General features: G+C 59.8%; 30 protein-coding genes. 20 read left to right on the top strand and 10 right to left on the bottom strand.

The window, feature by feature from the left end; translation table 11 throughout:
• Position 1 precedes the first annotated feature (1 nt).
• Positions 2–391 (bottom strand): hypothetical protein, encoded by a 390-nt coding sequence (locus ACR0AG_RS18530; protein ID WP_480841672.1) that lies wholly within the window; start codon positions 389–391, stop codon positions 2–4.
• Positions 392–589: 198 nt separating this feature from the next.
• Between ACR0AG_RS18530 and ACR0AG_RS18525 the strand changes: the two genes are divergently transcribed.
• The 3 genes from ACR0AG_RS18525 to ACR0AG_RS18515 are packed head-to-tail and all read left to right on the top strand — an operon-like array spanning position 590 to position 1,677.
• Entirely contained in the window at positions 590–919 is a 330-nt protein-coding gene (locus ACR0AG_RS18525; RefSeq protein ID WP_480841670.1) for an ArsR/SmtB family transcription factor, read from the top strand.
• Positions 907–1,335: an SRPBCC family protein gene (locus ACR0AG_RS18520; protein WP_480841668.1), complete on the top strand. Its 429-nt coding sequence runs from the start codon at positions 907–909 to the stop codon at positions 1,333–1,335. The genes ACR0AG_RS18525 and ACR0AG_RS18520 overlap by 13 nt, the downstream gene beginning before the upstream one ends.
• A 21-nt stretch (positions 1,336–1,356) precedes the next feature.
• Positions 1,357–1,677 carry a YciI family protein gene (locus tag ACR0AG_RS18515; RefSeq protein ID WP_480841666.1) on the top strand — a complete coding sequence of 107 codons (321 nt, stop codon included), beginning with the start codon at positions 1,357–1,359 and terminating at the stop codon, positions 1,675–1,677.
• Between the two features lie 2 nt (positions 1,678–1,679).
• On the opposite strand, the gene ACR0AG_RS18510 is transcribed toward ACR0AG_RS18515, so the two are convergent.
• Positions 1,680–2,678 carry an asparaginase gene (locus ACR0AG_RS18510; protein WP_480841664.1) on the bottom strand — a complete coding sequence of 333 codons (999 nt, stop codon included), beginning with the start codon at positions 2,676–2,678 and terminating at the stop codon, positions 1,680–1,682.
• Between the two features lie 179 nt (positions 2,679–2,857).
• Between ACR0AG_RS18510 and ACR0AG_RS18505 the strand changes: the two genes are divergently transcribed.
• The 4 genes from ACR0AG_RS18505 (at position 2,858) to ACR0AG_RS18490 (ending at position 5,946) form a co-directional block, all read left to right on the top strand.
• A complete protein-coding gene (locus tag ACR0AG_RS18505) occupies positions 2,858–3,391 on the top strand; it encodes an invasion associated locus B family protein (protein ID WP_480841662.1) in 534 nt (177 codons plus the stop codon).
• An 84-nt stretch (positions 3,392–3,475) separates the two neighbouring features.
• The gene (locus ACR0AG_RS18500; RefSeq protein ID WP_480841660.1) at positions 3,476–3,853 is read left to right on the top strand and encodes a lysozyme inhibitor LprI family protein; all 378 of its coding nucleotides are present in this window, start codon (positions 3,476–3,478) and stop codon (positions 3,851–3,853) included.
• 81 nt (positions 3,854–3,934) lie between these two features.
• A complete protein-coding gene (rlmN, locus tag ACR0AG_RS18495) occupies positions 3,935–5,119 on the top strand; it encodes a dual-specificity RNA methyltransferase RlmN (RefSeq protein ID WP_480841658.1) in 1,185 nt (394 codons plus the stop codon).
• Positions 5,120–5,331: 212 nt separating this feature from the next.
• Positions 5,332–5,946, top strand: coding sequence for a cytochrome P460 family protein (locus tag ACR0AG_RS18490; protein ID WP_480841656.1), 615 nt, complete (start codon positions 5,332–5,334; stop codon positions 5,944–5,946).
• Here ACR0AG_RS18490 and ACR0AG_RS18485 read toward each other — a convergent pair.
• Positions 5,936–6,277 (bottom strand): hypothetical protein, encoded by a 342-nt coding sequence (locus ACR0AG_RS18485; RefSeq protein ID WP_480841653.1) that lies wholly within the window; start codon positions 6,275–6,277, stop codon positions 5,936–5,938. The genes ACR0AG_RS18490 and ACR0AG_RS18485 overlap by 11 nt on opposite strands.
• On the bottom strand, positions 6,274–7,194 hold the full coding sequence (locus tag ACR0AG_RS18480; RefSeq protein WP_480841651.1) for a DnaJ C-terminal domain-containing protein: 921 nt from the start codon (positions 7,192–7,194) through the stop codon (positions 6,274–6,276). The genes ACR0AG_RS18485 and ACR0AG_RS18480 overlap by 4 nt, the downstream gene beginning before the upstream one ends.
• Before the next feature lie 160 nt (positions 7,195–7,354).
• Here ACR0AG_RS18480 and ACR0AG_RS18475 point away from each other — a divergent pair, with 160 nt between their 5' ends.
• On the top strand, positions 7,355–7,738 hold the full coding sequence (locus ACR0AG_RS18475) for a hypothetical protein (protein ID WP_480841649.1): 384 nt from the start codon (positions 7,355–7,357) through the stop codon (positions 7,736–7,738).
• Here ACR0AG_RS18475 and ACR0AG_RS18470 read toward each other — a convergent pair whose 3' ends face one another.
• Positions 7,739–8,836 carry a cystathionine gamma-lyase gene (locus ACR0AG_RS18470; RefSeq protein ID WP_480841647.1) on the bottom strand — a complete coding sequence of 366 codons (1,098 nt, stop codon included), beginning with the start codon at positions 8,834–8,836 and terminating at the stop codon, positions 7,739–7,741.
• 3 nt (positions 8,837–8,839) lie between these two features.
• Positions 8,840–9,682, bottom strand: coding sequence for an LOG family protein (locus ACR0AG_RS18465; RefSeq protein ID WP_480841645.1), 843 nt, complete (start codon positions 9,680–9,682; stop codon positions 8,840–8,842).
• Positions 9,683–9,761: 79 nt separating this feature from the next.
• On the opposite strand from ACR0AG_RS18465, the gene ACR0AG_RS18460 reads away from it, so the two are divergent.
• The 7 genes from ACR0AG_RS18460 (at position 9,762) to ACR0AG_RS18430 (ending at position 14,682) form a co-directional block, all read left to right on the top strand.
• Complete coding sequence (locus tag ACR0AG_RS18460) at positions 9,762–10,673, top strand: threonine/serine dehydratase (protein WP_480841643.1); 912 nt, start codon at positions 9,762–9,764, stop codon at positions 10,671–10,673.
• Positions 10,674–10,717: 44 nt separating this feature from the next.
• Positions 10,718–11,317: a GntR family transcriptional regulator gene (locus ACR0AG_RS18455; protein WP_480841641.1), complete on the top strand. Its 600-nt coding sequence runs from the start codon at positions 10,718–10,720 to the stop codon at positions 11,315–11,317.
• Positions 11,318–11,439: 122 nt separating this feature from the next.
• The gene (locus ACR0AG_RS18450; RefSeq protein ID WP_480841639.1) at positions 11,440–12,027 is read left to right on the top strand and encodes a biotin transporter BioY; all 588 of its coding nucleotides are present in this window, start codon (positions 11,440–11,442) and stop codon (positions 12,025–12,027) included.
• Positions 12,020–12,985 carry a biotin synthase BioB gene (gene bioB / locus ACR0AG_RS18445; RefSeq protein ID WP_480841637.1) on the top strand — a complete coding sequence of 322 codons (966 nt, stop codon included), beginning with the start codon at positions 12,020–12,022 and terminating at the stop codon, positions 12,983–12,985. The genes ACR0AG_RS18450 and bioB overlap by 8 nt, the downstream gene beginning before the upstream one ends.
• Positions 12,986–13,077: 92 nt before the next feature.
• Entirely contained in the window at positions 13,078–13,905 is an 828-nt protein-coding gene (dapD, locus tag ACR0AG_RS18440; protein ID WP_480841635.1) for a 2,3,4,5-tetrahydropyridine-2,6-dicarboxylate N-succinyltransferase, read from the top strand.
• A gap of 112 nt (positions 13,906–14,017) precedes the next feature.
• Positions 14,018–14,248: a hypothetical protein gene (locus ACR0AG_RS18435; protein ID WP_480841633.1), complete on the top strand. Its 231-nt coding sequence runs from the start codon at positions 14,018–14,020 to the stop codon at positions 14,246–14,248.
• 89 nt (positions 14,249–14,337) lie between these two features.
• Positions 14,338–14,682 (top strand): hypothetical protein, encoded by a 345-nt coding sequence (locus tag ACR0AG_RS18430; RefSeq protein WP_480841631.1) that lies wholly within the window; start codon positions 14,338–14,340, stop codon positions 14,680–14,682.
• Here ACR0AG_RS18430 and ACR0AG_RS18425 read toward each other — a convergent pair.
• Positions 14,679–15,737 carry a transporter substrate-binding domain-containing protein gene (locus ACR0AG_RS18425; RefSeq protein ID WP_480841629.1) on the bottom strand — a complete coding sequence of 353 codons (1,059 nt, stop codon included), beginning with the start codon at positions 15,735–15,737 and terminating at the stop codon, positions 14,679–14,681. The two genes, ACR0AG_RS18430 and ACR0AG_RS18425, sit on opposite strands and share 4 nt — an antisense overlap.
• Before the next feature lie 208 nt (positions 15,738–15,945).
• On the opposite strand from ACR0AG_RS18425, the gene dapE reads away from it, so the two are divergent.
• The 3 genes from dapE to rnr are packed head-to-tail and all read left to right on the top strand — an operon-like array spanning position 15,946 to position 19,972.
• Positions 15,946–17,085: a succinyl-diaminopimelate desuccinylase gene (dapE, locus tag ACR0AG_RS18420; protein WP_480841627.1), complete on the top strand. Its 1,140-nt coding sequence runs from the start codon at positions 15,946–15,948 to the stop codon at positions 17,083–17,085.
• A gap of 3 nt (positions 17,086–17,088) precedes the next feature.
• Positions 17,089–17,664 (top strand): TIGR04282 family arsenosugar biosynthesis glycosyltransferase, encoded by a 576-nt coding sequence (locus ACR0AG_RS18415; protein ID WP_480841625.1) that lies wholly within the window; start codon positions 17,089–17,091, stop codon positions 17,662–17,664.
• Positions 17,665–17,713: 49 nt separating this feature from the next.
• Positions 17,714–19,972 carry a ribonuclease R gene (gene rnr / locus ACR0AG_RS18410; protein WP_480841623.1) on the top strand — a complete coding sequence of 753 codons (2,259 nt, stop codon included), beginning with the start codon at positions 17,714–17,716 and terminating at the stop codon, positions 19,970–19,972.
• On the opposite strand, the gene ACR0AG_RS18405 is transcribed toward rnr, so the two are convergent.
• Both ACR0AG_RS18405 and ACR0AG_RS18400 read right to left on the bottom strand, forming a co-directional pair.
• The gene (locus ACR0AG_RS18405) at positions 19,963–20,349 is read right to left on the bottom strand and encodes a DUF1801 domain-containing protein (RefSeq protein ID WP_480841621.1); all 387 of its coding nucleotides are present in this window, start codon (positions 20,347–20,349) and stop codon (positions 19,963–19,965) included. The two genes, rnr and ACR0AG_RS18405, sit on opposite strands and share 10 nt — an antisense overlap.
• A complete protein-coding gene (locus ACR0AG_RS18400; RefSeq protein ID WP_480841619.1) occupies positions 20,346–21,101 on the bottom strand; it encodes a glutathione S-transferase family protein in 756 nt (251 codons plus the stop codon). The genes ACR0AG_RS18405 and ACR0AG_RS18400 overlap by 4 nt, the downstream gene beginning before the upstream one ends.
• A gap of 22 nt (positions 21,102–21,123) precedes the next feature.
• On the opposite strand from ACR0AG_RS18400, the gene ACR0AG_RS18395 reads away from it, so the two are divergent.
• On the top strand, positions 21,124–21,837 hold the full coding sequence (locus tag ACR0AG_RS18395) for a helix-turn-helix transcriptional regulator (protein WP_480841617.1): 714 nt from the start codon (positions 21,124–21,126) through the stop codon (positions 21,835–21,837).
• Positions 21,838–21,900: 63 nt separating this feature from the next.
• Positions 21,901–23,217 (top strand): lytic murein transglycosylase, encoded by a 1,317-nt coding sequence (locus ACR0AG_RS18390; RefSeq protein ID WP_480841615.1) that lies wholly within the window; start codon positions 21,901–21,903, stop codon positions 23,215–23,217.
• Positions 23,218–23,280: 63 nt separating this feature from the next.
• Here ACR0AG_RS18390 and ACR0AG_RS18385 read toward each other — a convergent pair whose 3' ends face one another.
• Positions 23,281–24,678 carry an aspartate aminotransferase family protein gene (locus tag ACR0AG_RS18385; RefSeq protein ID WP_480841613.1) on the bottom strand — a complete coding sequence of 466 codons (1,398 nt, stop codon included), beginning with the start codon at positions 24,676–24,678 and terminating at the stop codon, positions 23,281–23,283.
• Positions 24,679–24,745: the final 67 nt, after the last annotated feature.

Genomic DNA, 24,745 nt, shown 5'->3' with positions numbered 1-24,745 from the left:
ATCAGTTCCAGCTACCGCCTCCGCCGCCGCCGGCACCACCGCCGCCTCCGCCTCCGCCTCCGCCACCACCGGAGCTTCCGCCGCCGCCAGAGCGACCGCCACCGCCGCCGCCACCGGAGTTTCCACCGCCGCCGCCGGAGCTTTCACCACCGCCAGAGTCGCCACCGCTATCTCTGTTCTCGCCGGATGACGCGGCAGATGCGGTCTGTGTTCTGGCATCAGAAGACGAGGCTACCGCTGGCGCCGGGGCAAGCGGAGCGGCGCTGACCGCAGGCGCGGGTTCAACGACACTTTGCGGGGTCGAGACAGACTCGGTCTGAGACCAAGGCGAATCACACCCGGCCAGCGAGACCGAACAGAGCAGAAAAACCGGGGTAGCTATCCTTCGCATTTAGAAGCTCCTCAAAAACCAACAAGAAAACAAAATTTTGTGAATGCACTATAGCTTTTGCAGATTATGCCTGTCCATCAAAGTTTATTGCCCGCATTCAACGCGGTGTTAATAGGTCACCATCGACCTGGTGATGGCAGTAAAATTCAGGATCAATTCAGGGTTTTCATTATTTAACAAGAATGTTAAATAGGAAAAATGAGTACACTTCTGAATGCTTTTTCCGCCCTGTCCGATGCGACCCGGTTCGCGATTGTCGAACAATTGATGGAGCACGGAGAGCTTGCTGCTGGTGATCTGGTGGAAGGCCGCAACATCTCGGGTGCAGCGATCTCGCGACATCTGAAAATATTGCGCGAGGCCGGGTTGATCCAGCAGCGGGTCCAGGGGCCACAACGCATGTATTCCATCCAAACCGAGGGTCTACGCGCGATTGCGGACTGGACCATGTCCAAGCGGCAATTCTGGGAAAGCAGCCTGGATCGTCTGAGCGACATCATTGAAAAGGAGACATCATGGCCGACCTGAAACTGGAGCGGGATTTCCCCGTCAGCCCCGAGGATCTGTTTGCATGGATCAGCAATGGCACGAAGCTGTTGCAATGGTGGGGGCCGGAAGGGATGCATGTGCCCGAGCACAACTTGGATTTCTCGCGCACGGGCCCATGGTATTCCGTCATGGAGAACGGTGAAGGTCAGCAATACAAGGTATCGGGTCACGTCACCCATGTTGATCCGCCAAGGTCGGTGGGCTTCACTTGGGCGTGGCATGACGACAATGATCAGCGCGGCGAAGAAAGCCATGTGACTTTTTCGGTGACCGCAACGGCGGACGGATCCCGACTGGTGCTGGATCATCGCGAACTGGCCGATGCCGAAGCGGCCGCCAACCACAATCAGGGCTGGACATCTTCGCTGCGCAAGCTTGAGGCGCAGTGCAAATAGGTTTCAACAGGGAGGAGCGTTATGCCCCAATATTTGTTTGTCTATCACGGGGGGCATACCCCTCAGGACCCCGCCGAGATCGAGGCCACGATGGCCGCGTGGGGCGCATGGTTTCAGAACATGGGACCGGCCTTGAAAATTCCCGGAAACCCGGTTGGTCAATCCTATACGGTCAGCGGGGACGGCGTCGCGGATAATGGCGGCTCCAATCCGGCCTCGGGCTTTACCGTCATCATGGCGGACAATATCGATGCTGCCACCGAGATGGCCAAGGGATGCCCCATGGTTCAGAACGGATCGGGCTCGGTCGAAGTGGCCGAAATCCACGAATTTGACACCTGAGCCTAGGCGGGGAAGCCCGCTGCCGGTTTGATCATGCCGCAATCCAGCCCGCGGCGGCTGTATTGTATGGCATTCATGAATTTGCGGGTGGCCGGGTGCTCGGCCTCCAGCACTCCCAGGCTGACCAGAATGGCAGCGATGGCGCATTCGCTGGCGCGTGTGGTCCCGTCGGTGATCTTGAGCGCGACGCCCAGACGCTTTTCCGGAATGATGGCAACAAACACCGCCTCGGCCCCGGTTTTGATCGCCGCGCGACCATTCATGGCGCGCATCAGCTCGGTACAGGCGCGGGTTTCGCCAGCAACCAGTTCGGGATGCTTGATCATCGCCGCAGTCAGCTGCTGCGCCGCGTCGCTTGATCGGTCGGTCCGGTCCGCAGCAGAGGCAAACCAGGCCATCGACCGTGCCAGCCCAACCAGCGACGTGGCAAAGTTCGGGGCCGAGCATCCGTCGATCCCGTAACCGGGGCTTGTTTCGCCTGCCGTTTCCTCAATGGCCGACAGACACGCTTGTTGTACGGGGTGATCGATGTCTAGGTATTCGGGGCCAGCGCCCATGTGCTGTGCCAGGGTCAGAAACCCGCAATGCTTGCCAGAACAATTGTTGTGAATCTGACAAGGCGTGTCATCGGCCAGGATCAACCCATCCCGGGCGGCCATGTCTTGCGGCTCTTGCGGACCGCAGCGCAGATCGGGTTCGGACAAACCCAGATGGTCCAGCCAGGCCGAGACGCGATCGGTATGAATATGCGCCCCGTTGTGCGAGGCGCAGGCCAGCGCCAGATGCTCGCTATTCAAACCGTACTTGGCTGCTGCACCAGACGTGACCAATGGCAACGCCTGGATCATCTTGGCAGACGAACGGGGATAGATCACCGCGTTTGGATCGCCCCAGCTTTGGACGATTTGCCCTGTGCTGTCGCAAATCACCGCATGGCCCAGATGCAGGCTTTCCAGCAAAGGGCCTCGCCATAGTTCTGTCATCGGTACCGGCTGCGTCATCTGGCCCCCATAAATATGCGCAATTTCTTGCCAATCGCCCTTTCGCCTGTGGCGAAACCTGCGTTAGTGTGTGTATGTCGGCAATCATCGGGATGTGCAACTTATCAAAGACGAACCGTCAGGGTTCGCAGCCAATTCCGATGGGTATGAGGTATGGGTCGAGCTAGGAGGCTGGACAAATGGGATCACAACTCGTCCGCATAATCGCGGGCTTGTGCATGGCAGGGATGGCAACAACGGCGCTCGCGCAGCAGGCGACCAGCACCAATCGGGTTGCCGCGAATACGGATTGGAGCGTTTTCGTCGAGGACGACCCGACCGAATGCTGGAGCGTGTCCGCCCCGAAAGAAACCGTAAACACGCGCGGCGGCCGCGTCGTGTCGGTCCGGCGCAGCGACATTCTGCTGTTTGTGTTCTACCGTCCGAACGCCGAGGTCAAAGGGCAGGTCACCTTTACCGGTGGCTATCCTTTTGCATCCGGATCGACTGTGAATCTGGTCGTGGATGGCAGCGAGTTTGAACTGTTCACCGAAGGGGAATGGGCGTGGCCCGCAACCGCTGGTGATGATGCAAAAATCGTAACGGCCATGAAACGCGGCACCGAAGCGGTTCTAACCGCGCGGTCAGAACGTGGAACCCAAACCAAAGACACATTCTCTTTGCTGGGCTTTACCGCCGCGATCGAAGACGCCGAAAAACGCTGCACCAACTGAGGCACCACCAGAATTCAGGGGCAGTTTTCGCGTTGATGCAGTAGGATCGACGCCAAACAGCCTTTTCCGGAAAGGAGCCCCGAAATGCGTCTTGCCGCTGTCATTTGCTTTGTTCCTGTCGTCGCATTCGCCGACCCGAGCTTGGAATGTTCCGAGGCGTCTTCTCAGGTCGAGATCGGTGCATGCGTTTCGGAAATGGAAAAGAGCGTAAATGATGCTTTGCAGGCAGCCCTCGGGTTTGCCATGGATGCCGCCAAAGAACTGGACGATATAACGGAACGCGTCGAGGCCCTGCCCGCTCTTGAGGCCTCTCAAACCGCATGGGTGGCTTATCGCGACGCGCAGTGCGACGCGGTTGGCGCATCCTTTGGTGGCGGATCGGGTACGGGCATTGGCATCACCTCGTGCCGGATCGAACTGGGTCGGCTGCGGGTGGATGAATTGCTGCAATATGCAAACTAGCCGGTACGATTCCTTTTGATCTTTGAGCGCAGTCCTATATAGAGGCGCATCCCAAGCCAGAATCCATTGAGATACGCCACCATGTCGCCCAAAGCGCCGATCACTCAAGACGTCATGACCATCCCCCGCAAACTGCCCGAGGGGAAGATCAATCTTGTCGGTCTGACCCGGGATCAGCTGCGCGAGACATTGGTCGCGCACGGCACGCCCGAAAAGCAGGCCAAGATGCGCACCGGGCAGATCTGGCAGTGGATCTATCAGTGGGGCGTGCGTGATTTTGCCGAGATGACCAATCTGGCCAAAGCCTATCGCGCACAATTGGCCGAAAGTTTCGTGATCGAAATCCCCGAGGTTGTGACGCGTCAGGTGTCTGAAGATGGCACCCGTAAATACCTGTGTCGCATTGCCGGCGGGCACGAGGTTGAGGTGGTCTATATCCCCGAAGAGGATCGCGGCACGCTGTGTATCTCATCCCAGGTGGGCTGCACGCTGACCTGCTCTTTCTGCCACACCGGTACGCAGAAGCTGGTGCGCAACCTGACGGCGGCAGAAATCGTCGGTCAGGTGATGATGGCGCGTGATGATCTTGAAGAATGGCCCACCCCCGGCGCACCCAAGGATGAGACTCGCCTGTTGTCGAATATCGTTCTGATGGGCATGGGTGAGCCACTTTATAACTTTGAAAACGTCCGCGATGCGATGAAGATCGCCATGGACCCCGAGGGGATTTCCCTGTCGCGCCGCCGGATCACTTTGTCGACCAGCGGTGTGGTGCCCGAAATCGCGCGCACGGCCCAGGAAATCGGTTGCCTGCTGGCCATCTCGTTCCACGCCACGACCAATGAAACCCGCGATGTGCTGGTTCCGATCAACAAACGCTGGAACATCGAAGAACTGTTGCAGGCGCTGGCCAGCTATCCCAAGGCGTCGAATTCCGAACGGATTACCTTTGAATACGTGATGCTGGATGGCGTGAACGATAGTGACGAAGATGCCCACCGGCTGATCGCACACATTAAACGTCACAACATTCCGGCCAAGATCAACCTGATCCCGTTCAATGAATGGCCCGGCGCGCCCTACAAGCGCAGCTCGAACAATCGTATCCGTGCGTTTGCGAATATCATCTATCAGGCAGGCTATGCTTCGCCCATTCGCAAGACACGGGGCGAAGATATCATGGCCGCCTGCGGTCAGCTAAAATCGGCAACCGAACGGGCCCGCAAATCGCGCAAGCAGATCGAATCCGAGGCCGGTTTGTGCTGAGCCGCACGACCTGCGGCGAATTAATGTTGGATTTCTGTCTTTCCTGAACATGATTTGTTAGGCTTGTCATGTGTTTAGGCTTGCCTCAATTTCGCACACAAGACGGTGAGTTTGTGAACGGGTTCATAGAAACACCCTTTTGAACCGCTATTGTTGTGCAGCGTTGCTGAGGCGGCATTCAGGCGAACAACATTCACTGATGGGCCATACCAATGATAGCAAGTACCAAGACATTATTCGGAACCCTGACCATAGCGGCAGTCGGGGCATCTGTACTTTTTGCGCAGACAACCGATGAAGATGCGCATCTGGCGATTGAAAACCCGGCAGAGCTGACAAAAAACCAAGCACGCGGGCACTACAAGTCGCTGACGCGGCGTATGGCGCGGGGATATGCGGCGGCGCAGATGGAATTGATCCGAAACTACCAAAGCTGGCCGATATTCAACGACGCGCCCTATATTTCGGCGACCCATGGGCAACGGTTCGTGAACAGCTATGCCAACCGCATGGCGCACAACTACGGTACGCTGCAAGAGGGCGAGGTTTTGCCCGTCGGCTCGGTGCTGGCTAAGGACAGTATGACCGTCACCGATGAGGGCAACGTGCATCCCGGTGCGCTGTTCGTGATGGAGAAGCTGCCCGCAGGCACCAATCCCGACACGGCCGATTGGCGCTATATCATGGTCATGCCGGATGGGTCTTTGTTCGGTGACACAATGGGCAACCGCGCGGATGCGGTCGCCTATTGCCATGTCTGTCACGAAGCGGTCGCCGACCGGGATTATACGTTCTACGTGCCCGAAGAGTTTCAGCTCAGCGACTGAACCGGGCCGTCCCGATCACCTCGATCAACTGGGCTCGCACCGGTTCGGGCTGCGTTTCCACAGCGGTCAGAACCTCGCGCAATTCGGCGCGTAACCCGTGCAGCTGATCGATAAGCGAGATCATCATCGACAGGGCGTCGGCCTCCATATCGTATTGATCGTGCAACTCGCAGGCCAGTTCCAGCCGCGCTACGTCCAGTTTCTGATAAACCAGACCATGCTCGGACTGTTCGGGGATCACAATCTCTGCCGCCAGATATTCCGTCAGCCGGTCCGAGGTCAGGCGGGCGATGGCCTGGATCAGTTCGTCTTCGGTCAGGGTACGGGTCATGACGCCATTCCTTTGCGTGGATCATAGCGGTGGGTCTCGCGCCATGTCTCCATGAAGTCTTTCAATTCGTCATCGATCTTGTCCGGCATGGTAACCGTCAGCTCGATCAGTTGATCCCCCCTGTCAGATGAGCCGCGTTTCTTGACCCCTTTGCCGCGCAGACGCAGGGTTTTGCCGCTGCTGGTGCCCGCAGGGACGCTGACATTGACCCCACCATCGATGGTGGGCGCGGGGACTTTGCCGCCCAACACCGCCTCGTCAATCGTGATGGGCAAGGTGATGTGAATGTCATCCCCTTGCCGATCAAAGACCGGATGCGGAGCGACGGAAACCGTCACCAGAGCATCCCCCGCAGGCCCCTCGCCATATCCCGGTGCGCCCTTGCCGCGCAGGCGAATGGTTTGCCCGTCGGTGATTCCGGCGGGTATCTTCACTTCGATCCGGTCGCCATCAGGCAAGGTCAGCTTTTGGCTGGCACCGAAAACGGCATCCAGAAAGCTGATCTGCAGAGAATAACTCAGATTATGGCCCGGGGCATGAAACTCTTGCCCGCGCTGCCCGCCAAATCCGCCGCGTCCGCGCATGAATTCGGCGAAAATGTCCGACATGTCATCAGCATCCGCCGTGCGCCCACGATAGGGGTTTCCAGCGGCCTCGGCATAGTCGCGATAATAGCGCTGCTGCGGGCGTTCCTGACCCGAAGCGTCAATTTCGCCATTGTCGTATTGCTTGCGCTTTTCGGGATCCTTCAGCAGATCATACGCCGCTGCGGCCGCCTTAAACTTGGCTTCGGCCTCGGCATCGCCGGGTTTGAGGTCGGGATGGCAATCCTTGGCGATGCGCCGATAGGCTTTCTTGATCTCGGCATCGCTGGCATCTTTGGAAACGCCAAGAACGGAATAGGGATCGTCGCTCATCTCACCTCTCGCGGATGGGGGCATATCTGCCCTTTATGAAGGTGTTTTATCATGTGATTTCAACAGGTCAAAATGGCCTGATATCGAATTCGCCTCGCAAATTCAGCGCGGTCTGTTAATATCGATGTATCGAGATGTAATGCTTTAAGGAGGCCGGCTCATGTCGCGCAAAATCATGTCTGCCCTGGCTTTGCTGGCCGGAAACGCCATTGGGTTGATTCTGGCCGTGCTGTTGTTGTCCGGCTTCGCGATCAAGCCGGTGTCGTTCATCGTTGTGGTGATCGTCTTCACGCTGGTTCAGGTGGTTGCCGAGCCTCTGATTCTGAAGATCGGCGAAAAGAAAGCCCCCGCGCTCAAAGGTGGTATTGCCCTGATCGTGACGTTTGTCGGGTTGCTGGTGACAGACCTGGTGACCAGTGGGTTGACGGTCGGCGGCATCTCGAACCTGCTGGCCGCGACGCTTTTGGTTTGGCTGGGTGCCTTGGTCGCCAGCGTTGTGCTGCCGATCTATGTGTTTCCGTCGCTGCGTGAGCCCAAGAAGTAATTAAAGTGCATTCAGGCTGGCCTCGATAGCCTGCCAAAGTTCTTCGACCGGCTCGCACCCGACAGACAGGCGTATAAAGGCGGGATCCACGTCGTCGCCCCACCGCGCGCGGCGTTCGGCCGAGCTGTGGACGCCACCGAACGATGTGGCCGGGCGTAGCAGAGGGCAGGTGTTGATGAAGGCTTCGGCCTTGTCTTCGCTTTCCAAAGTCAGGGACAGCAGAAACCCGAAGCGAGTGGTCTGAGCTTTGGCCAACGCGTGCGAGGGATCATCTGGCAGGCCGGGATAGCGGATCTGTTTCACCGCCGGGTGTTCGGCCAGCCTTTCAGCCAGAACCCCTGCAGAGCTGCACATGCGATCGAGTCGAACCTCCAGCGTTTCCAACCCGCGATGCAGCAGCCAGGCCTCATGCGGGCCGGGGATCGTGCCCGAGACTTTGCGCCACTCTTCAACCCGTTCCAAGATCTGATCATTGCGGCTGGCCACATGCCCCATCAGCATGTCGGAATGCCCGCCCATTGCCTTGGTGTCTGATGACACAACGACATCTATGCCCAAATCCAACGGGCGCTGGCCCAGTGGGGTCATGGTGGTGTTGTCGGCAATGGTGATCCCACCCGCGGCCCGCACCATTTGCGCCACCTCAGCAAGGTCGATCATGTCCAAGCCAGGGTTCGAGGGGCTTTCGACAAAGACCACATCAAACCCGTCAAAGCCGCCATCGGAAAACGCGGTGGTCCGACGCTCGGTCACGTCGACGCCCAGATGCGACAGGAACCGGTCCGCCAGCAACCGGGTGACATAGTATCCATCTGACGGGATCAGCAACCGCGACCCGGCCCGGACCGTCGCAAACAACGCAGCCGAGATCGCCGCCATGCCCGACGGAAAGCTAAGGCAAGGTGCGTCTTCCAGATGCGACAGGACATGTTCCAATTGCACCCAGGTCGGGTTGTCGACCCGCCCATAGGTGGCGAAATCCTCGGGCGCGCCCGGCAGATGGTACATACTGCTTTGGGTCAGCGGCAGGGCCACGGGCTCGCCTTTGGTCAGCGCATTGCCGCGCAGGTGAAGCATCTCTCCGGGTTTAGGGGCCATGGCTTATCGTCCCGGGATGGCGTCGCGCGGCGGGGCGGGTTCCCAGTTCTCGATGATCTCGACCGCTTCTTGCGCGGTATCGACAAAGCGGAACAGGTCCAGATCTTCGTCCGAGATCGTGCCCGCATCCGCCAGCGCATCCCAGTTGATCACTTTCTCCCAAAACGCGCGACCAAACAGCAGGAAGGGCACGCGTTCCATCCGGCCGGTCTGGATCAGGGTGAGCGATTCGAACAGCTCATCCATCGTGCCGAAGCCGCCGGGGAAAATTGTGATCGCCCGCGCGCGCATCAGGAAATGCATTTTGCGAATGGCAAAATAGTGGAAGTTGAAGCTGAGGTCAGGCGTGACATATTCGTTCGGCGCCTGTTCGTGCGGCAGCACAATGTTCAACCCGATGGAGCAGCCGCCTGCATCCTGTGCCCCGCGGTTACCCGCCTCCATCACGCCGGGGCCACCGCCGGTGACGATGACATTCTCACGGCAGCCGGTTTCGTTCGATTTCTCGGTCATCAATCGGGCGAATTCCCGTGCCTCGTCATAATATTCCGAAAGGCCTGCCAGCGTTTGTGTCCGTGCAGTATGCTTCTTGGACGGTTCAGGGATGCGTGCGCCACCAAACATGACAATAGTCGAGGTGATCTCACGTTCGCTCATGATCATCTCGGGTTTCAGCAATTCCAGTTGCAGGCGCACCGGGCGCAGCTCATCCCGGCACAGGAACTCCTCATCCGCAAAGGCCAGCCGATAGGCGGGGGACCGTGTCTGTGGCGTATCGGGAACCTCGCGCGCGGTCGAGCGATCGGTCTGCGCGTCGCGGAACGGGCTGTGGCGGTCTTCTCTCATTGGTGATCGATCCCTGCTTGCGTGTTCATGAAACAGCTATAGGGTTCGCGGGCAGAGTGCCAGTCACGGAAAGACAAGAATGGATTGGAAAACTGAAATATTGGCGGCCCGGGAACGGATCGCCGGTCATGCGCAGGTCACACCTGTGATGGAAAGCAATGTGCTGGTGTATCCGGTTGAGATGAAGCTGGAGCATATGCAGCACACCGGCAGCTTCAAGGCGCGGGGTGCGTTCAACACGCTGCTCAGCCTGGATGTACCAGCGGCCGGGGTTGTCGCCGCTTCGGGCGGCAATCACGGCGCGGCAGCGGCCTATGCCGCACGGGCGCTTGGCTATCCGGCCAAGATCTTTGTCCCAGAGATCGCCGGCCCGTCGAAAATCGCGTTGATCGAAGGGATCGGTGCAGATCTGAGCGTTGTGCCCGGTGAATACGCCAACGCCCTGGCCCTGGCGCAGGAACATGAGGCCGCAAGCGGTGCGATGCAAATCCATGCCTATGACGCCGTGCCGACCGTGGCAGGACAGGGCACCTGTTTTGCCGAATGGGATGCGCAGGGTTTGCAGGCCGATACGGTTCTGGTGGCCGTAGGTGGCGGCGGGCTGATCGCCGGGGCCCTGGCCTGGTTTCAAGGCGCGCGCAAAGTTGTCGCGGTCGAGCCCGAGACCTCATGCGCGTTGCACGCCGCATTACAGGCCGGGGCGCCGGTGGATGTTTCAGTGTCCGGGATTGCCGCAAACGCGCTGGGCGCGCGCCGGATCGGAGAGATTTGTTTCGGCCTGGCACAGGGCATGCCATCGGTTCTGGTGCCCGATGATGCCATCGCACAGGCGCAGAAGACGCTGTGGCAGGCACACCGCATTCTGGTCGAACCTGCCGGGGCTGCCGCCATGGCCGCTCTGATCTGCGGTGCCTACACACCAGCGCTGGGCGAGAAGGTTGCGGTTCTTGTTTGTGGCGGAAACATCGCTCCCGACCCGTTGGGGGGATGAATTACCAGCTTGTCCTGAGAGGTCATGGATTTTATCTATAATCCATGACCGCGACCATTGCCGATACCATCTATGACGCGCTGAGCCAGCAGATCATCACCGGCCAGCTTTCTGCCGGTGAAAAGCTGCGGCAGGATCATATTGCGCGCGCGTTTGAGACCAGCCATGTGCCGGTGCGTGAGGCCTTGTTGCGGCTACAGGCCCATGGGCTTGCCCAAAGCGAGCCGCGCCGGGGTATGCGGGTCACCGCGCTGGATCCGGCGGAAGTGCGGGAAGTCATCGAGATGCGTGTGGCGTTGGAATCCCTGGCCCTGCAACATGCCGTGCAAAATATGACGCCTGTCGCACTGAGGGCTACGGATGAGGCTCGGCTGGCCTGTGATCAGGCCGAAACCATGCCGGAATGGGAGGCGCGCAACCGCCTGTTTCACAGGGCGATTCTGACCCCGTGCGGATTGCCCCGCCTGTTGCACGCAATCGATGATCTTCACATCGCCAGCGCGCGCCACCTGTTTGCCCACTGGCGGCCGAAATGGGTGCAACGTGTGGATACCGATCACGCGGCAATTGTGCAGGCGCTCAAGAACAAGGACGCATCAGCCGCCACCTCGATTCTTGTGCGTCACATCCGCAGGGCCAGCTGATCCTGATTACCTATTGAGAAATGGCTGTTTTTCGGGCTTGGAAAATTTCTCTTGATTTTAAATAGATAATTTGGATGCTTTAAGTCGAAATAATCAGTTTTTATCTATAAAAAGGCAATGCCATGAGAAACACTCTTCAATCCACCCTGCCGGGCGCAGGCGCCCTGACCGCTTCGGGTCAGGTCTTGCGCGTGATTGCGGGTATCCTGCTGCTGACCGCCAGCGCCAAGATTCAAGTGCCCTTCTGGCCGGTGCCGATGACCTTGCAAGTGGCGGCGGTCATGGCCATTGCCGCCGGGTTTGGCCTGCGTCTGGGGATGGCCACGCTGTTGGGATACATGGCCGCGGGCGCCGTCGGCCTGCCGGTCTTTGCCGGAACACCCGAAAAGGGCATTGGTCTGGCTTACATGATGGGCGGCACAGGTGGTTACCTGCTTGGCTTTGTTGTGACCGCCGGGATTGTCGGTTGGGCCGCCGATCACCTGAGCAAGCTGTTTCTGGCCCCTGCCATGCTGCTTGGTCTGGTGGCGATCTACGCGCTTGGTCTGGGATGGCTCGCACAGTTCGTCCCTGCGGACAAAGTGCTGGTCTACGGCTTTACGCCCTTCATCGTGGGGGATCTGGTCAAGATCGCTCTGGCCGCAGTGCTGATCATCGGCCTGCCCACCGCATGGATCGCGAAAATCCGCGGGGCGAAAGCCGATGCTTGATAGCGTCACGGACATCCGCAGCGATTGGTCAGTGGATGAGGTGGAGGCGCTTTTGCGCCTTCCCCTGCTCGAACTTGTTGGTCGTGCCAATGCTGTCCACCAGGCGCATCACGACCCAGAGGACATTCAGAAGGCCAGCCTGTTGTCGATCAAGACCGGCGGTTGCCCCGAAGACTGCGCCTATTGCCCGCAATCGGCCCATCATCGCGAGGTCGAACTGACCAAGGAAAAGCTGATGAATCCGGGCCATGTGGTCTCGCTGGCCAAGCGGGCACGCGATGCCGGGGCCGAACGGTTCTGTATGGGCGCTGCCTGGCGGCAAGTGCGCGACGGTGAAGAGTTCGACAATGTGCTTGAGATGGTGCGCGGTGTTCGCGGTCTGGGGATGGAGGCCTGCGTGACCCTTGGGATGCTCAAACCGCATCAGGCCCACCGTTTGGCCGAGGCCGGTCTGACCGCATATAACCACAACCTGGATACCTCGCCTGAATTCTATGGCGAGATCATCGGCACGCGAACCTATCAGGATCGGTTGGAAACGCTTGGTCATTGTCGCGACGCCGGGATTGACTTGTGCTGCGGCGGGATCATCGGCATGGGCGAAAGCCTGCGTGACCGGGCCTCGATGTTGCAAGTTCTGGCCAATTTCGACCCCCATCCCGAAAGCGTGCCGATCAATGCCCTGATCCCGATCGAAGGCACGCCGCTGGCCCATCGGGACAAAGTCGGCATTTTCGATCTGGTGCGCATGGTTGCAGTCGCCCGCATCACCATGCCGCAAACGCGCGTGCGCCTGTCCGCGGGCCGGTCCGACTTTTCCGCGGCAGAGCAGGCGCTGTGCTTTCTGGCCGGTGCGAACTCGGTCTTTTATGGAGACGTTCTGCTGACGGCCCCCAATGCCGGAACGGGAAGCGACCGCGATATGTTTGCGGCTTTGGCGGCTGTGACGGAAGACTGACGCAAATAGAACCGACCGCGTCGCATTGCACGATGGTTTCCGCTTGCGTATAGGCCACACCAACGTGAACAGATTCGATAGGGAGACAGCTCATGTCCAACGCCCAACTGGAAGCCGCAATCGAAGCCGCATGGGAAGCGCGCGACACGATCTCGCCCGCGACCACCGGTGAACAGCGCGAAGCGATCGAGGATACGCTGAACGCGTTGGACAGCGGTTCGTTGCGCGTGGCAGAAAAGCTGGAAAGCGGCGACTGGCATGTGAACCAGTGGGCCAAGAAGGCCGTGCTGCTGGGGTTCCGCATCAAGGATATGGAAATCCAGACCGGAGGCCCGCAAGCCGGTGGCTGGTGGGACAAGGTTGACAGCAAGTTTGCCGGCTGGGGCGAGAACCAGTGGCAGGCTGCCGGGTTCCGCGCCGTTCCGAACTGCGTTGTCCGCAAATCTGCCTTTATCGCCCCTGGTGTGGTGCTGATGCCGTCTTTCGTGAACCTGGGCGCTTATGTGGACGAAGGCACCATGGTTGACACCTGGGCCACCGTTGGGTCCTGCGCGCAGATCGGCAAGAACGTGCATCTGTCGGGCGGCGTTGGTATCGGCGGTGTGCTGGAGCCGATGCAGGCGGGCCCGACCATTATCGAGGACAACTGCTTTATCGGCGCCCGTTCCGAGGTGGTCGAAGGCTGCATCGTCCGCGAAGGCTCGGTCCTGGGGATGGGCGTCTTTATCGGCAAATCGACCAAAATCGTCGACCGTGAAACCGGTGAGGTCACCTATGGCGAGGTTCCGCCCTATTCGGTGGTTGTTGCGGGCTCGATGCCATCCAAGAACAACATCAGCCTTTACTGTGCGGTGATCGTGAAACGGGTGGACGAAAAGACCCGTTCGAAAACCGGAATCAACGAGCTGCTGCGCGACTGATCACCCGCCGCAATCGAAAATTACAGAGCCCCGGTGCATTGCGCTGGGGCTTTTTCTTGGGTGTGGGTCTTCGTTCATGGCCACGTGGGTTGTGATACTGTAAGCAGAGCTCATGCGCCTTAAGATACCCAGAGACATCAGAAAATGGTTGTCGCTGATCTTGTTCGGTGGCCTTGCAACCTTCTTCTTGTTTGGCGGAGAGTTTGCGGGCTCTCACGACGCTTGTCGCGTAAAGTGTTTTACCCTGACACTGCAAGAATGGTTGGATGAAGGGCACAAGGTCTATGTCGTGGCGGGCCTGTACCTGGCGGCCATTTTCAGTTTTCTTTGGGACCATCTGTGAAGGCACAACGCTCTGCCCGCCAGGGGTGGGCCCAGATCAACCCGCCTGTCAACTTGACCACGCCAGCCTACGTCGCTAAGGCCGCACCCATGGAAAAGCAGAAAAAACCCTCGCGCCAGCAAGTCTACACATTGCTGGTACAGATCGGTCGTAAAGATGGCGACGGCTTGCCAGAGGGCGCGACCGGGGCGGCGTTAATGTGTTTTGCGAGCGGCGTGGATGAGGCCGAGGCCGTGCGCGAGACGGTGGCCATCCTCAAACAGGCCGATACCGCACCTTTGGATGTGACCGGATATGGCACCTTGGCCGAGCGTGAGGCGCAAGGGCATGAGATCGGCGGAGATGAACGCGCCTTGATGCAACGGGCATTGGATGAAAACGCAGTGATCGTTGCGCAGATGACACCGTTTTTCGGCGACGACGATCAGGCCTAGTTTCGGGACCCGAACCAGGTCCGGTAAATCTCGTCATAGGTGCCGTCTTCGCGCAGGGCCAGAAGCGCCTGATTGACCTCTTCCACCAAGGGCGAGCCGGTCGGGAAGGCGATGCCGTAGTTTTCCCGCAGGAATACTCCGCCTGTGACGGATGCGATCCTGCGCCCTTCATGGGTGGCAAAGTAGGACAGGATCGGCGCATCGAAAACAACTGCGTCCAGCTCTTTTTCCGTAAAGGCGTTCAGCAGGCCTTCCAGATCATTATATCCAACAAATTCGATCTCGCGGCGGGTCAGAAAGCTGGCGGCGGTCGAGCCGGATATCGTTCCCACATCTTTGCCATAAAGATCATTGACCGAATTGACGTTACCACTGATGGCATCAACGGTCATCACCGAGGTGATGCGCGCGGTAAAGACCGAAACAATGAACAGCGATGACACGACCAGTATCACACCCAAAAGCCGCCCAAAGGGTGTGCGCGGCATCCGTTCCTCGAACCCGCCATTGACCACAAGGTTCAGCGCCCACCAGAAGGACGGGAACCATGCCTCGTCCAGTTTGCGGTCGAAATAGGGTTGCGAGCGGCGCTCGAACACCCACATCAGCATGCCGCCGCCCAATAGTATGGCAAAGGCCAGACCGATAGCGATAAACAGTTCTTTGGACAGCAAAGCCTGCAACAGCGAAGGCCTGCGCGCCGCATCTGACGGCACCATGATCTGCAAGCCTGCCTCGAAAATGGGCTGGCTGAAATCCATCTGCGTTTCGCGGGTTGCCGTGATCGAGATGTTGGCGATGGCCAGGTCGGCGGCGCCTTCCTGAACCTTAAGAAGCATTTCGCCAAACCCGTCGACGCGGTCGATTTCATATTCCCAGCTCAGCGCCTCGGCCAACGCGCGCAGCAGGTCCATCGAAAAGCCGACATCGGCCCCGTCTTCGACATAGGAAAACGGGGGGCGGGTCACGGTGGTGACCTTCAGGGATTGCGCCTGGCTTTGTTGGCTGAGAACCGCAAAAGTCAGGCAGATCAAAGCGAAGAGGAATCGTTTCATCGGGTATGCACCTGTTGCGCGCCCTCTAACGCAATTGAGGGTTGAACAGCAAGGCTGTCGCAGGGGAAAACGCCATATTTCCTTGATGTATCATATCGACATTTTGCAGCTGTCGATTTGGGAAAATTGGCGCTGTGGGGTTGGCAATCCGGCCAATTCGTTGAATCTGTGCGCGAACACGTTCGTGGATGAAAGCGAAAGGCCAGATATGACCGATCCTGTGCAGTTGACCGCCGATTTGATCCGTTGCCCATCGGTCACACCTGCCGAAGGCGGTGCGCTTGTGCTGCTGGAAAAGGTGTTGTCGGAGGGCGGCTTTGACTGCGTGCGGGTGGACCGCGGCGGCGTATCCAACCTGTTTGCACGCTGGGGCGGTAAGGCGCATGCGCGAACCTTTGGCTTCAACGGCCACACAGATGTAGTCCCGGTGGGAGACGAAGCCGCCTGGACCGCGTCGCCCTTTGGAGCCGAGATACGCGATGGCGTTCTTTACGGGCGCGGCGCGACCGATATGAAATCCGGCGTCGCAGCTTTCGCCGCCGCCGCGATGGATTTTGTGCAAAATACGCCACCCGACGGTGCGATCATCCTGACGATCACCGGCGACGAAGAAGGCGACGCGTTCGACGGCACAACGGCGCTGCTGGATTATATGGATCAGGAAGACGAGCGTATGTCTGTCTGTCTGGTCGGAGAGCCAACCTGTCCCAACACAATGGGCGAGATGATCAAGATCGGTCGTCGTGGCTCAATGACCGCATGGTTTACCGTAACCGGCGTGCAGGGCCATTCGGCCTATCCGCACCGGGCTAAAAACCCTCTGCCCGCGCTGGCGCGACTGATGGATCGGCTTGCCAGCCATGAGCTGGATCGGGGCACGGATCATTTCGATGCCTCGACCCTTGCGGTGGTGACCATGGACGCGGGCAACCCCGCCACAAACGTCATTCCGGCACAATGCAGCGGAACCGTGAATATCCGGTTCAATGATAGCCATTCGGGCGCCAGCCTGAGCGACTGGTTGCGGGCCGAAGCTGCACGCGTGGCGGAAGTGTTCGATGTGTCGGTCGATGTCCGGATCAAGATATCTGGCGAAAGCTTTCTGACCCCGCCCGGTGCTCTGTCGCAGCTGGTATCCGCCGCTGTTCAGGCGGAAACCGGCCTGACGCCCGAGCTGTCGACGACCGGCGGCACGTCGGACGCGCGGTTCGTCAAGAACCACTGCCCGGTGGTCGAGTTCGGCCTGGTGGGCCGCACCATGCATCAGGTGGATGAATGCGTCGAGGTGGCGCAGATTGAGCAGCTCAAGGCGATCTATACCCGGATCCTGACGGATTACTTCGCCTGACCCATGCAACGCACACTGGTCATTATGGTCAAGGAACCGCGTCCGGGTCGTGTGAAAACACGGCTTGGGCGCGGTATCGGCATGGTTGGCGCGGCCTGGTGGTTTCGTCATCAGACCCGGTCGCTGATCCGGCGGTTGCGTGATCCGCGCTGGCAGATCGTGCTGGCTGTCGCACCGGATCGTGAGGGATTGACCAGCCGGGTCTGGCCTGCGGATTTGCCCCGTGCGGCACAGGGACGGGGCGATCTTGGAGATCGGATGGGCCGCATGCTGCGCGGTATGCCGAAAGGTCCGGTCTGTCTGATCGGTGCGGACATTCCCGGTATCACCCGCGCCCATATCGCCCGGGGATTTCAAGCCTTGGGCCGATCGCAGATGGTGTTTGGGCCTGCCCCGGATGGCGGTTACTGGTTGGTCGGGGCACAGCGATATGCCGCTTTGCCGCGCGGGTTGTTTCGAAATGTGCGCTGGTCGACCGAACATGCGCTCGCAGATACGCTCGCTTCGGCCCCCGGCTGCCGTGTTGCCCTGCTGGATCACCTGCGCGATGTGGATACGGTGGCCGATCTGAAACCCTGAGGGTTTTTTTGGTCATGACGCGGTCGCAGACCCGTGCTAGGCCGAAGATATGACTCGCATCCCCACCAAGCAGGAGGTCCTGGACTGGATCTCGGCGAACCCCACCCTCACCTCGAAACGCGATATCGCCAAGGCCTTTGGCATCAAGGGCGCGGATCGGATTGACCTGAAGCGCATCCTCAAGGAACTTGAAGCCGAGGGCCATCTGGAAAAGCGCAAGCGCAGTTACCGTGATCCCGACCGCCTGCCGCCGGTCAGTGTCTTGCAGGTGAAGGCCCCGAACGCTGATGGCGATCTATTCGCGCGGCCGCTGGAATGGCATGGCGAAGGGGTGGAGCCCGTCGTTCTGCTGATCACCCGCGCCAGCGATCCGGCTTTGGGCGAAGGGGACCGCATTCTGGCCCGTCTGACCGTGGTGCAAGAAGAGGATCACAACTATGAGGCCCGCCTGATCCGCCGTATCGGGACGAACCCGCGCAAGATCGTCGGTATCTTCCGCAAAGGGGCCGAGGGCGGGAGGATCGTACCCATCGACAAGGCGGGGTCGACCGAATGGCTTGTCCCCGAAGGCGCCGTGCTGGGCGCAAAGGATGGCGAATTAGTTGAGGCGGAACAGGCCGGGCCCAAGAACCGCATGGGTCTGCCCCGCGCGCGGATTGTCGAGCGGTTGGGCGACCCCGCCGCGCCCAAGGCGGTCTCGCTGATCGCCATTCATCAGCACGGCATCCCCGACGATTTCCCCGACAAGGTGATTGACGAAGCGGACAAGGCCAAGCCTGTGGGCCTGAAAGGGCGCGAGGACCTACGGGATATGCCTTTGCTGACCATCGACCCCTCGGATGCGCGGGATCATGATGATGCCTGCTATGCGCACGCCGATGATGACCCCAAGAACCCGGGCGGCCATGTGATCTGGGTCGCGATTGCGGACGTTGCAGCCTATGTGCAGCCGGGCACGGCGCTGGACCGCGAGGCGCGCAAGCGCGGCAATTCCAGCTATTTCCCCGACCGCGTGGTGCCGATGTTGCCGGATCGTCTGTCGGGTGATCTGTGTTCTTTGCACGAAGGTGTCCCGCGCGCTTGTATTGCCGTGCGGATGCAGATCGACGCCGAGGGCAACAAGATCGGTCATCGCTTTGTGCGTGGCCTGATGCGATCCGCCGCCTCGTTGAACTATGCCGAGGTGCAAGAGGCCATTGATGGCTCTCCCAATGACCGCACCGGGCCGTTGCTGGAGACGGTGCTCAAGCCGCTCTATGCCGCCTATGCGGCGCTCAAGACGGCGCGGGCTGCGCGGCAACCGCTGGAACTGGACCTGCCCGAACGTCAGATCGTTTTGAGCGATGCGGGAGCGGTGACAAGCGTGGCGTTCCGTGACCGGCTGGTTGCCCACAAGCTGATCGAGGAGTTCATGATCCTCGCCAACGTGGCCGCCGCCGAAACCCTGATCGCCAAGCGCCGCCCGCTGCTGTTCCGGGTGCACGAAGAGCCCGCGCCCGAGAAGCTGGAAAGCCTGCGGGAGACGGCGCAAGCAGCGGGATTGAACTTGGCCAAAGGTCAGGTTTTGCAGACCCGCCACCTGAACGCTCTGCTGAACGCGGCTGCAGGCACCGAGGATGCAGAGCTGATCAACCTGACCACTTTGCGGTCGATGGCGCAGGCCTATTACAACCCTGAGAACTTTGGCCATTTTGGGCTGGCGTTGCGGAACTATGCGCATTTCACCTCACCCATCCGGCGCTATGCGGACCTGATCGTGCATCGCGCACTGATCACGGCCCATGGCTGGGGCAAGGACGGGCTGACCGAGGACGAAGTCACCCGGCTGGAGGAGACGGCCACCCATATCTCGGACACGGAACGACGTTCGATGATGGCCGAAAGGGACACCACCGACCGATATCTGGCTGCCTATCTCAGCGAACGGGTGGGCAACGAATTCACGGGCCGTATCAGCGGCATTGCCCGGTTCGGGGCCTTCGTAAAAATGGAGGAAACCGGCGCGGATGGTCTGGTTCCGGTGCGGTCTCTGGGGCGCGAGTTCTTTCACTTTGACCGCGAGGCGGGGACGCTGATGGGCTCAGATACCGGCCTGATCATCGCCATCGGTCAACGCGTCACTGTGCGTCTGACCGAGGCCACGCCGGTGACCGGCGGGCTGGAGCTGGAGCTGTTGTCGATCGAAGATCAGGCCATGCCTCGCGGGCGCGGCCCTGCAAAACGCGGCGCGCGGCGCAAGGCGGTCAGCACAAAGCGCAAGAAAGACAAGATCAAGCGCAAGGTCGAACGCAAACGCCGTCAGAGGTGATAGGTCAGCGCCCGCGCAATCAGCCAGCCGTGCCGCGTGGCGTCGATCTGGTCCGGGGTGTCGAACAAAACCGCACGGTTCCCGTCGATCCTGTCTTCGCCGGGAAAGGTCGTGGTGAAATCCCCCATCAGCCGGCTTTGGCAATGTACGAACAGGGCAAAGGGGGCTGATTTGTGCCCGCCCAGCCGAATGGTTGAGCCCTTGGGCGCAAGATAGGCGGGTTGGCCCCAGCGCAGATCCTCGGTCAACGGTTGCGCACTGGGCAATCCGCGCGCGGTTTCATACACCAGTTCACGCAGGGCCAGAGCCCCCGCGCGGGTATTCTGGGGAAATGCGTCAAAGGCGGCTTGCACCTTGGGGTCTTCAAACGGTGTCATAGCGGGATCGCCTGTTCCATCCGGTCAACATAACTGCTGAGCAACGTATCCTGTTTGATCCGGCGCGTCAGGGGGGAGTCGGCTGGGGTTGCGCGCATCGCGGCCAGCATCGGACCGACGCTCATATCCGCAGCGCTGGGCTGATCACCCAGCAGGTAGGGCGATTGCCACAGATAGGCCGAAATCGCCTCCAAATCGTGTTCAAGGCGGTCCAAGCGTTCGGCCGGGGAAAACCGGGACACGCCCTGAAACCCCAGCCCCTTAAGAACCGATTTGCGCACCGAATTCGACACAGGCCTGCGGATCAGCGCCGGGATCACTGTGAAGAATGTATCCCGCAGGATGGGCCAGACCTCATCATTGGCCCAACGATCCTGAACGATGTGGAAATACAGATGTTCCTCGGCCATACGGATCAGCGCGCGCGACTGCGCCTTCTGAAGATCGCTCAGGCCCGCGTCGAAATCCGCGCCTTGTGCCTCAAGCCATTCGCGGATCAGATCGCTGTCGGGCACAAGCCGTTCCGGCGTGCGCAGCACCGGCAGTTTCTGATGCGGCATCTTGCGCGGGTCCAGCATATCGGACCGCTGCCATCGTTGCCCCGAATGTTGCAGCATCAGGGCTGTTTTCACGCAAAATGGGCTGGCGCTGAATAGGCCAAAGGCAGAGGGAAAGGTCAAAAGGGTCAGCATCTGAGGCTCCAAAACAGGTGTGCCGAACAGATAGCGGGGGTTGATGACAATTATTGTCATTAGGCATAGGGTAACCTGCGATATGTCCCGTACCGCCCGCCTGTTCCAGTTGATGCAAGCCCTGCGCTCTGGCCCGTCGCCCAAAACGTCCGGCCAGCTTGCGCAGGACCTGGGCGTATCGGCCCGTACCGTGCATCGCGATATCGATACGTTGCGCGGCCTTGGGGCGGTAATCGACGGTGAAGCGGGGTTTGGGTTTACGCTGATCGAAGATGCCACCCTGCCGCCCCTGGGGTTTACGGATGATGAGCTTGAGGCCCTTGTTCTGGGCCTGCGCGAAGTGCAGTTGATCGGTGATCCGGCCCTGTCCGATGCAGCCAGCACCGCGCTGCGCAAATTGCAAGGACGGCTGCCGCAGCGCCAGTCTCATCGTCTGAGCCACGCGGTGCTGACGGCCACCCGGTTCGACCGGCCCGCGCTGCCGGGGATTGAGGTTGCCGCCCTGCGTCAGGCCACATGGGATGAGCGTACGGTCGAATTTGCCTATACGGATGCAAAGGGTGACAACACATATCGCAAGGTCGATCCGCTGAGCATCGTCTATATGGACCGCGCCAGTGTGTTGCTGAGTTGGTGCCATTTGCGTCAGGATTTCCGTGTCTTCCGGTTGGACCGGATGCAAGAGATGACCGTGACAGATGACAGTTTCCGACCTAACCGCGTTGCGCTGTTGCGCGAGGCGCTGGCCCGTATTCGCGCAGAGCGCGAAGCAAAAGAAAGTGAGAACGCGTCCTGAGTGTTTTGAGAATTTCCAATTTCGCGCTATCCTGCGGTCAGAGCAGTGATCAGGATAATCGGAATGCAAAGATGCGTAAGCGGCGTCATGACCGCGGCATTGTGGGCATCCATTGTGCAGGCGGATACAACAAAATTACCAACACCGTCTCAGGATCTGGCCGCCCACGGCCAACTTCAAACCGCTGCGGCGGGTGTGTCAGTATCAATCCGGCCGGTATTGCGGCCTACGACCGAGGCAAAACGGGTGAGTGCTGAGGGCAACGCCCGGTTTCAGGCGTGGCTTGGGGCGTTTCGCGACCGGGCCGAAGCGCAAGGAATCTCGCGCCGCACACTGGAGCGTGCGCTGGCGGATATGCGCTATGACAGGGATGTCATAGAACGGGATCGCAACCAGGCAGAGTTCACCAAACCGATCTGGGATTATCTGGATTCCGCCGTGTCAGACCGGCGGGTCACAGGCGGTCTGGATGCGCTGAGGGCGCATGGTCAGGCGTTGGACCGGATCGAAGCCACTTATGGTGTGGAAAAAGAAGTGGTCACCGCGATCTGGGGGCTTGAGACTTCGTTTGGCGGATTTCGCGGTAACAATCAGACATTGCGGTCGCTGGCGACCCTGGCGTTTGATGCGCGGAGGGCGCAGTTTTTTGAAACCCAACTGATTGCAGCGTTGCAGATCATCGAGGCGGGCGATGTCAGCCCGCAGAACATGATCGGCAGTTGGGCGGGCGCGATGGGGCATACGCAGTTCATGCCGACTTCGTTCCTGGATCACGCGGTGGATTTTGACGGCGACGGGCGCCGCGACATCTGGTCGGACAACCCAACGGATGCGTTGGCTTCGGCCGCGTCTTATCTGGCGCAGCATGGATGGACCAAGGGTCAGCCCTGGGGGGTCGAAGTTCGCCTGCCTGAGGGGTTCGATTTTGCCACCGCGCGGCGCGACTTCACCCGATTGCCGTCAGAATGGGCGGCCCAGGGGGTGCTCGCACGCGACGGCAAACCGGTGCCGGACCATGGGGCTGCGGCGATCCTGCTGCCTGCGGGCGGGCAAGGCGTTGCGCTGATGATCTTTGATAATTTCAAGGTGATTGAGGCCTATAACGGCGCTGACGCCTATGTCATCGGGATTGGCCACCTGTCTGACCGGTTGGCCGGCCGCCCTGCGTTTCAAGGGGATTGGCCGCGCGGCGATCGGGTTCTGAGCTTTTCTGAGAAAAAAGAGCTGCAGAGCCGACTGACCGAGGCAGGCTTTGACACGCAAGGGATTGACGGGCGCACGGGTCCCAATACGACCCGCGCCGTGCGCGCCTATCAGCTGGCGCAAGGCCTTTTGCCGGATGGCTACGCGTCCCTGCGGTTGCTTGAGGGGCTGAGATAGGGGCGGGGGCACTGCCTCGCCGCCCCCGCCTGGGATTTCGTTAGCCAGCCAAAGCTGAGCGGATCACGACGCGGCTTTCATCAGATCCTGTTCAATGATCTCCGCATGGGCTTCGTCGAGGGATTTTTGAATGCGCACAAACATCTCGTCGATTTCCGCCGGTGTCATGATCAGAGGCGGCGAGATGATCATTCTGTCGCCGACATGGCGCATGATCAGGTTGTTGGCAAAACAGCGCTCTCGGCAGATATATCCTATTGTGCCCGGCTCTGACGCGAATTTGGCGCGGCTTGCCTTGTCCGGCGTCAGCGCGATCGAGGCCATCATACCTACGATTTTCGCCTCACCGACCAGTGGGTGATCGGCCAGCGCCTCCCATTTGGTTTTCAGATAGGGGGCGGCCACGTCGCGCACGTGATCGACGATTTTCTCTTCTTCAAGAATGCGCAAGTTTTCCAGCGCCACGGCTGCCGCAACCGGATGGCCGGAATAGGTATAGCCATGGTTGAATTCCGTCGCGCCGATCACTTCGGCAATCTCATCCGTAACGATAGACCCGCCGATGGGCGCATAGCCCGAGCTGAGACCTTTGGCGATGGTCATGATATCCGGCTTGATGCCGACGGTTTGCGAACCGAACCAGTTGCCTGTGCGGCCGAACCCGCAGATCACCTCATCAGCGATCAGCAGGATATCGTATTTGTCGCAGATGCGCTGAATTTCGGGCCAGTAAGTCTCGGGCGCCACGATCACGCCGCCTGCGCCTTGTACGGGTTCGGCGATGAAGGCCGCGACGCGCTCCTCGCCAAGATCCTGGATCGCCTCTTCAAGCTCGCGCGCGCGGGCAAGGCCAAACTCCTCGGGCGACATGTCGCCGCCTTCGGCCCACCAGTTGGGCTGATTGATGTGGTGGATGTCGGGGATCGGCATGCCACCCTGAGCGTGCATTCCGGACATGCCACCCAGCGATCCCGATCCCACGGACGAGCCGTGATAGGCATTGTGACGGCTGATGATGATGTTCTTGTCGGGTTGGCCTTTCTCGTCCCAGTAGGTGCGGACCAGACGGATATTGGTATCGTTGGCCTCGGACCCGCTGCCGGCAAAAAACACATGGTTCAGATCGCCCGGCGCAATCTCGGCCAACTTGGCGGACAGGGCGATGGCGGGAACATGGGTCGTTTTGAAGAAGGTGTTGTAATAGGGCAGTTCCCGCATCTGGCGGGCTGCCGCCTCTGCCAGCTCGTCCCGGCCATAGCCGATATTGACGCACCACAATCCGGCCATCGCATCCAGAATGCGTTCGCCTTCGCTGTCTGTCAGGTACACACCGCTTGCCTGGGTAATGACCCGAGCGCCCTCTTTCCCAAGCGATCCGTTGGTGGAAAACGGATGCATGTGATGCGCCGCATCCAGGGCCTGAAGCTCGGCGGTCGGCATGTGATTGGTGATGGTGGACATCAGGGATTCTCCTGCAACAGCGGTTGCGGGCTAGAATATGATCAAATTATTGAGTGTCAATTGAATC

The sequence above is a fragment of the Ruegeria sp. H6 genome (genome assembly GCF_056532975.1).
Note: the sequence above shows the minus strand (reverse complement) of the source record. Positions and strands in the feature narration are given on the sequence as shown.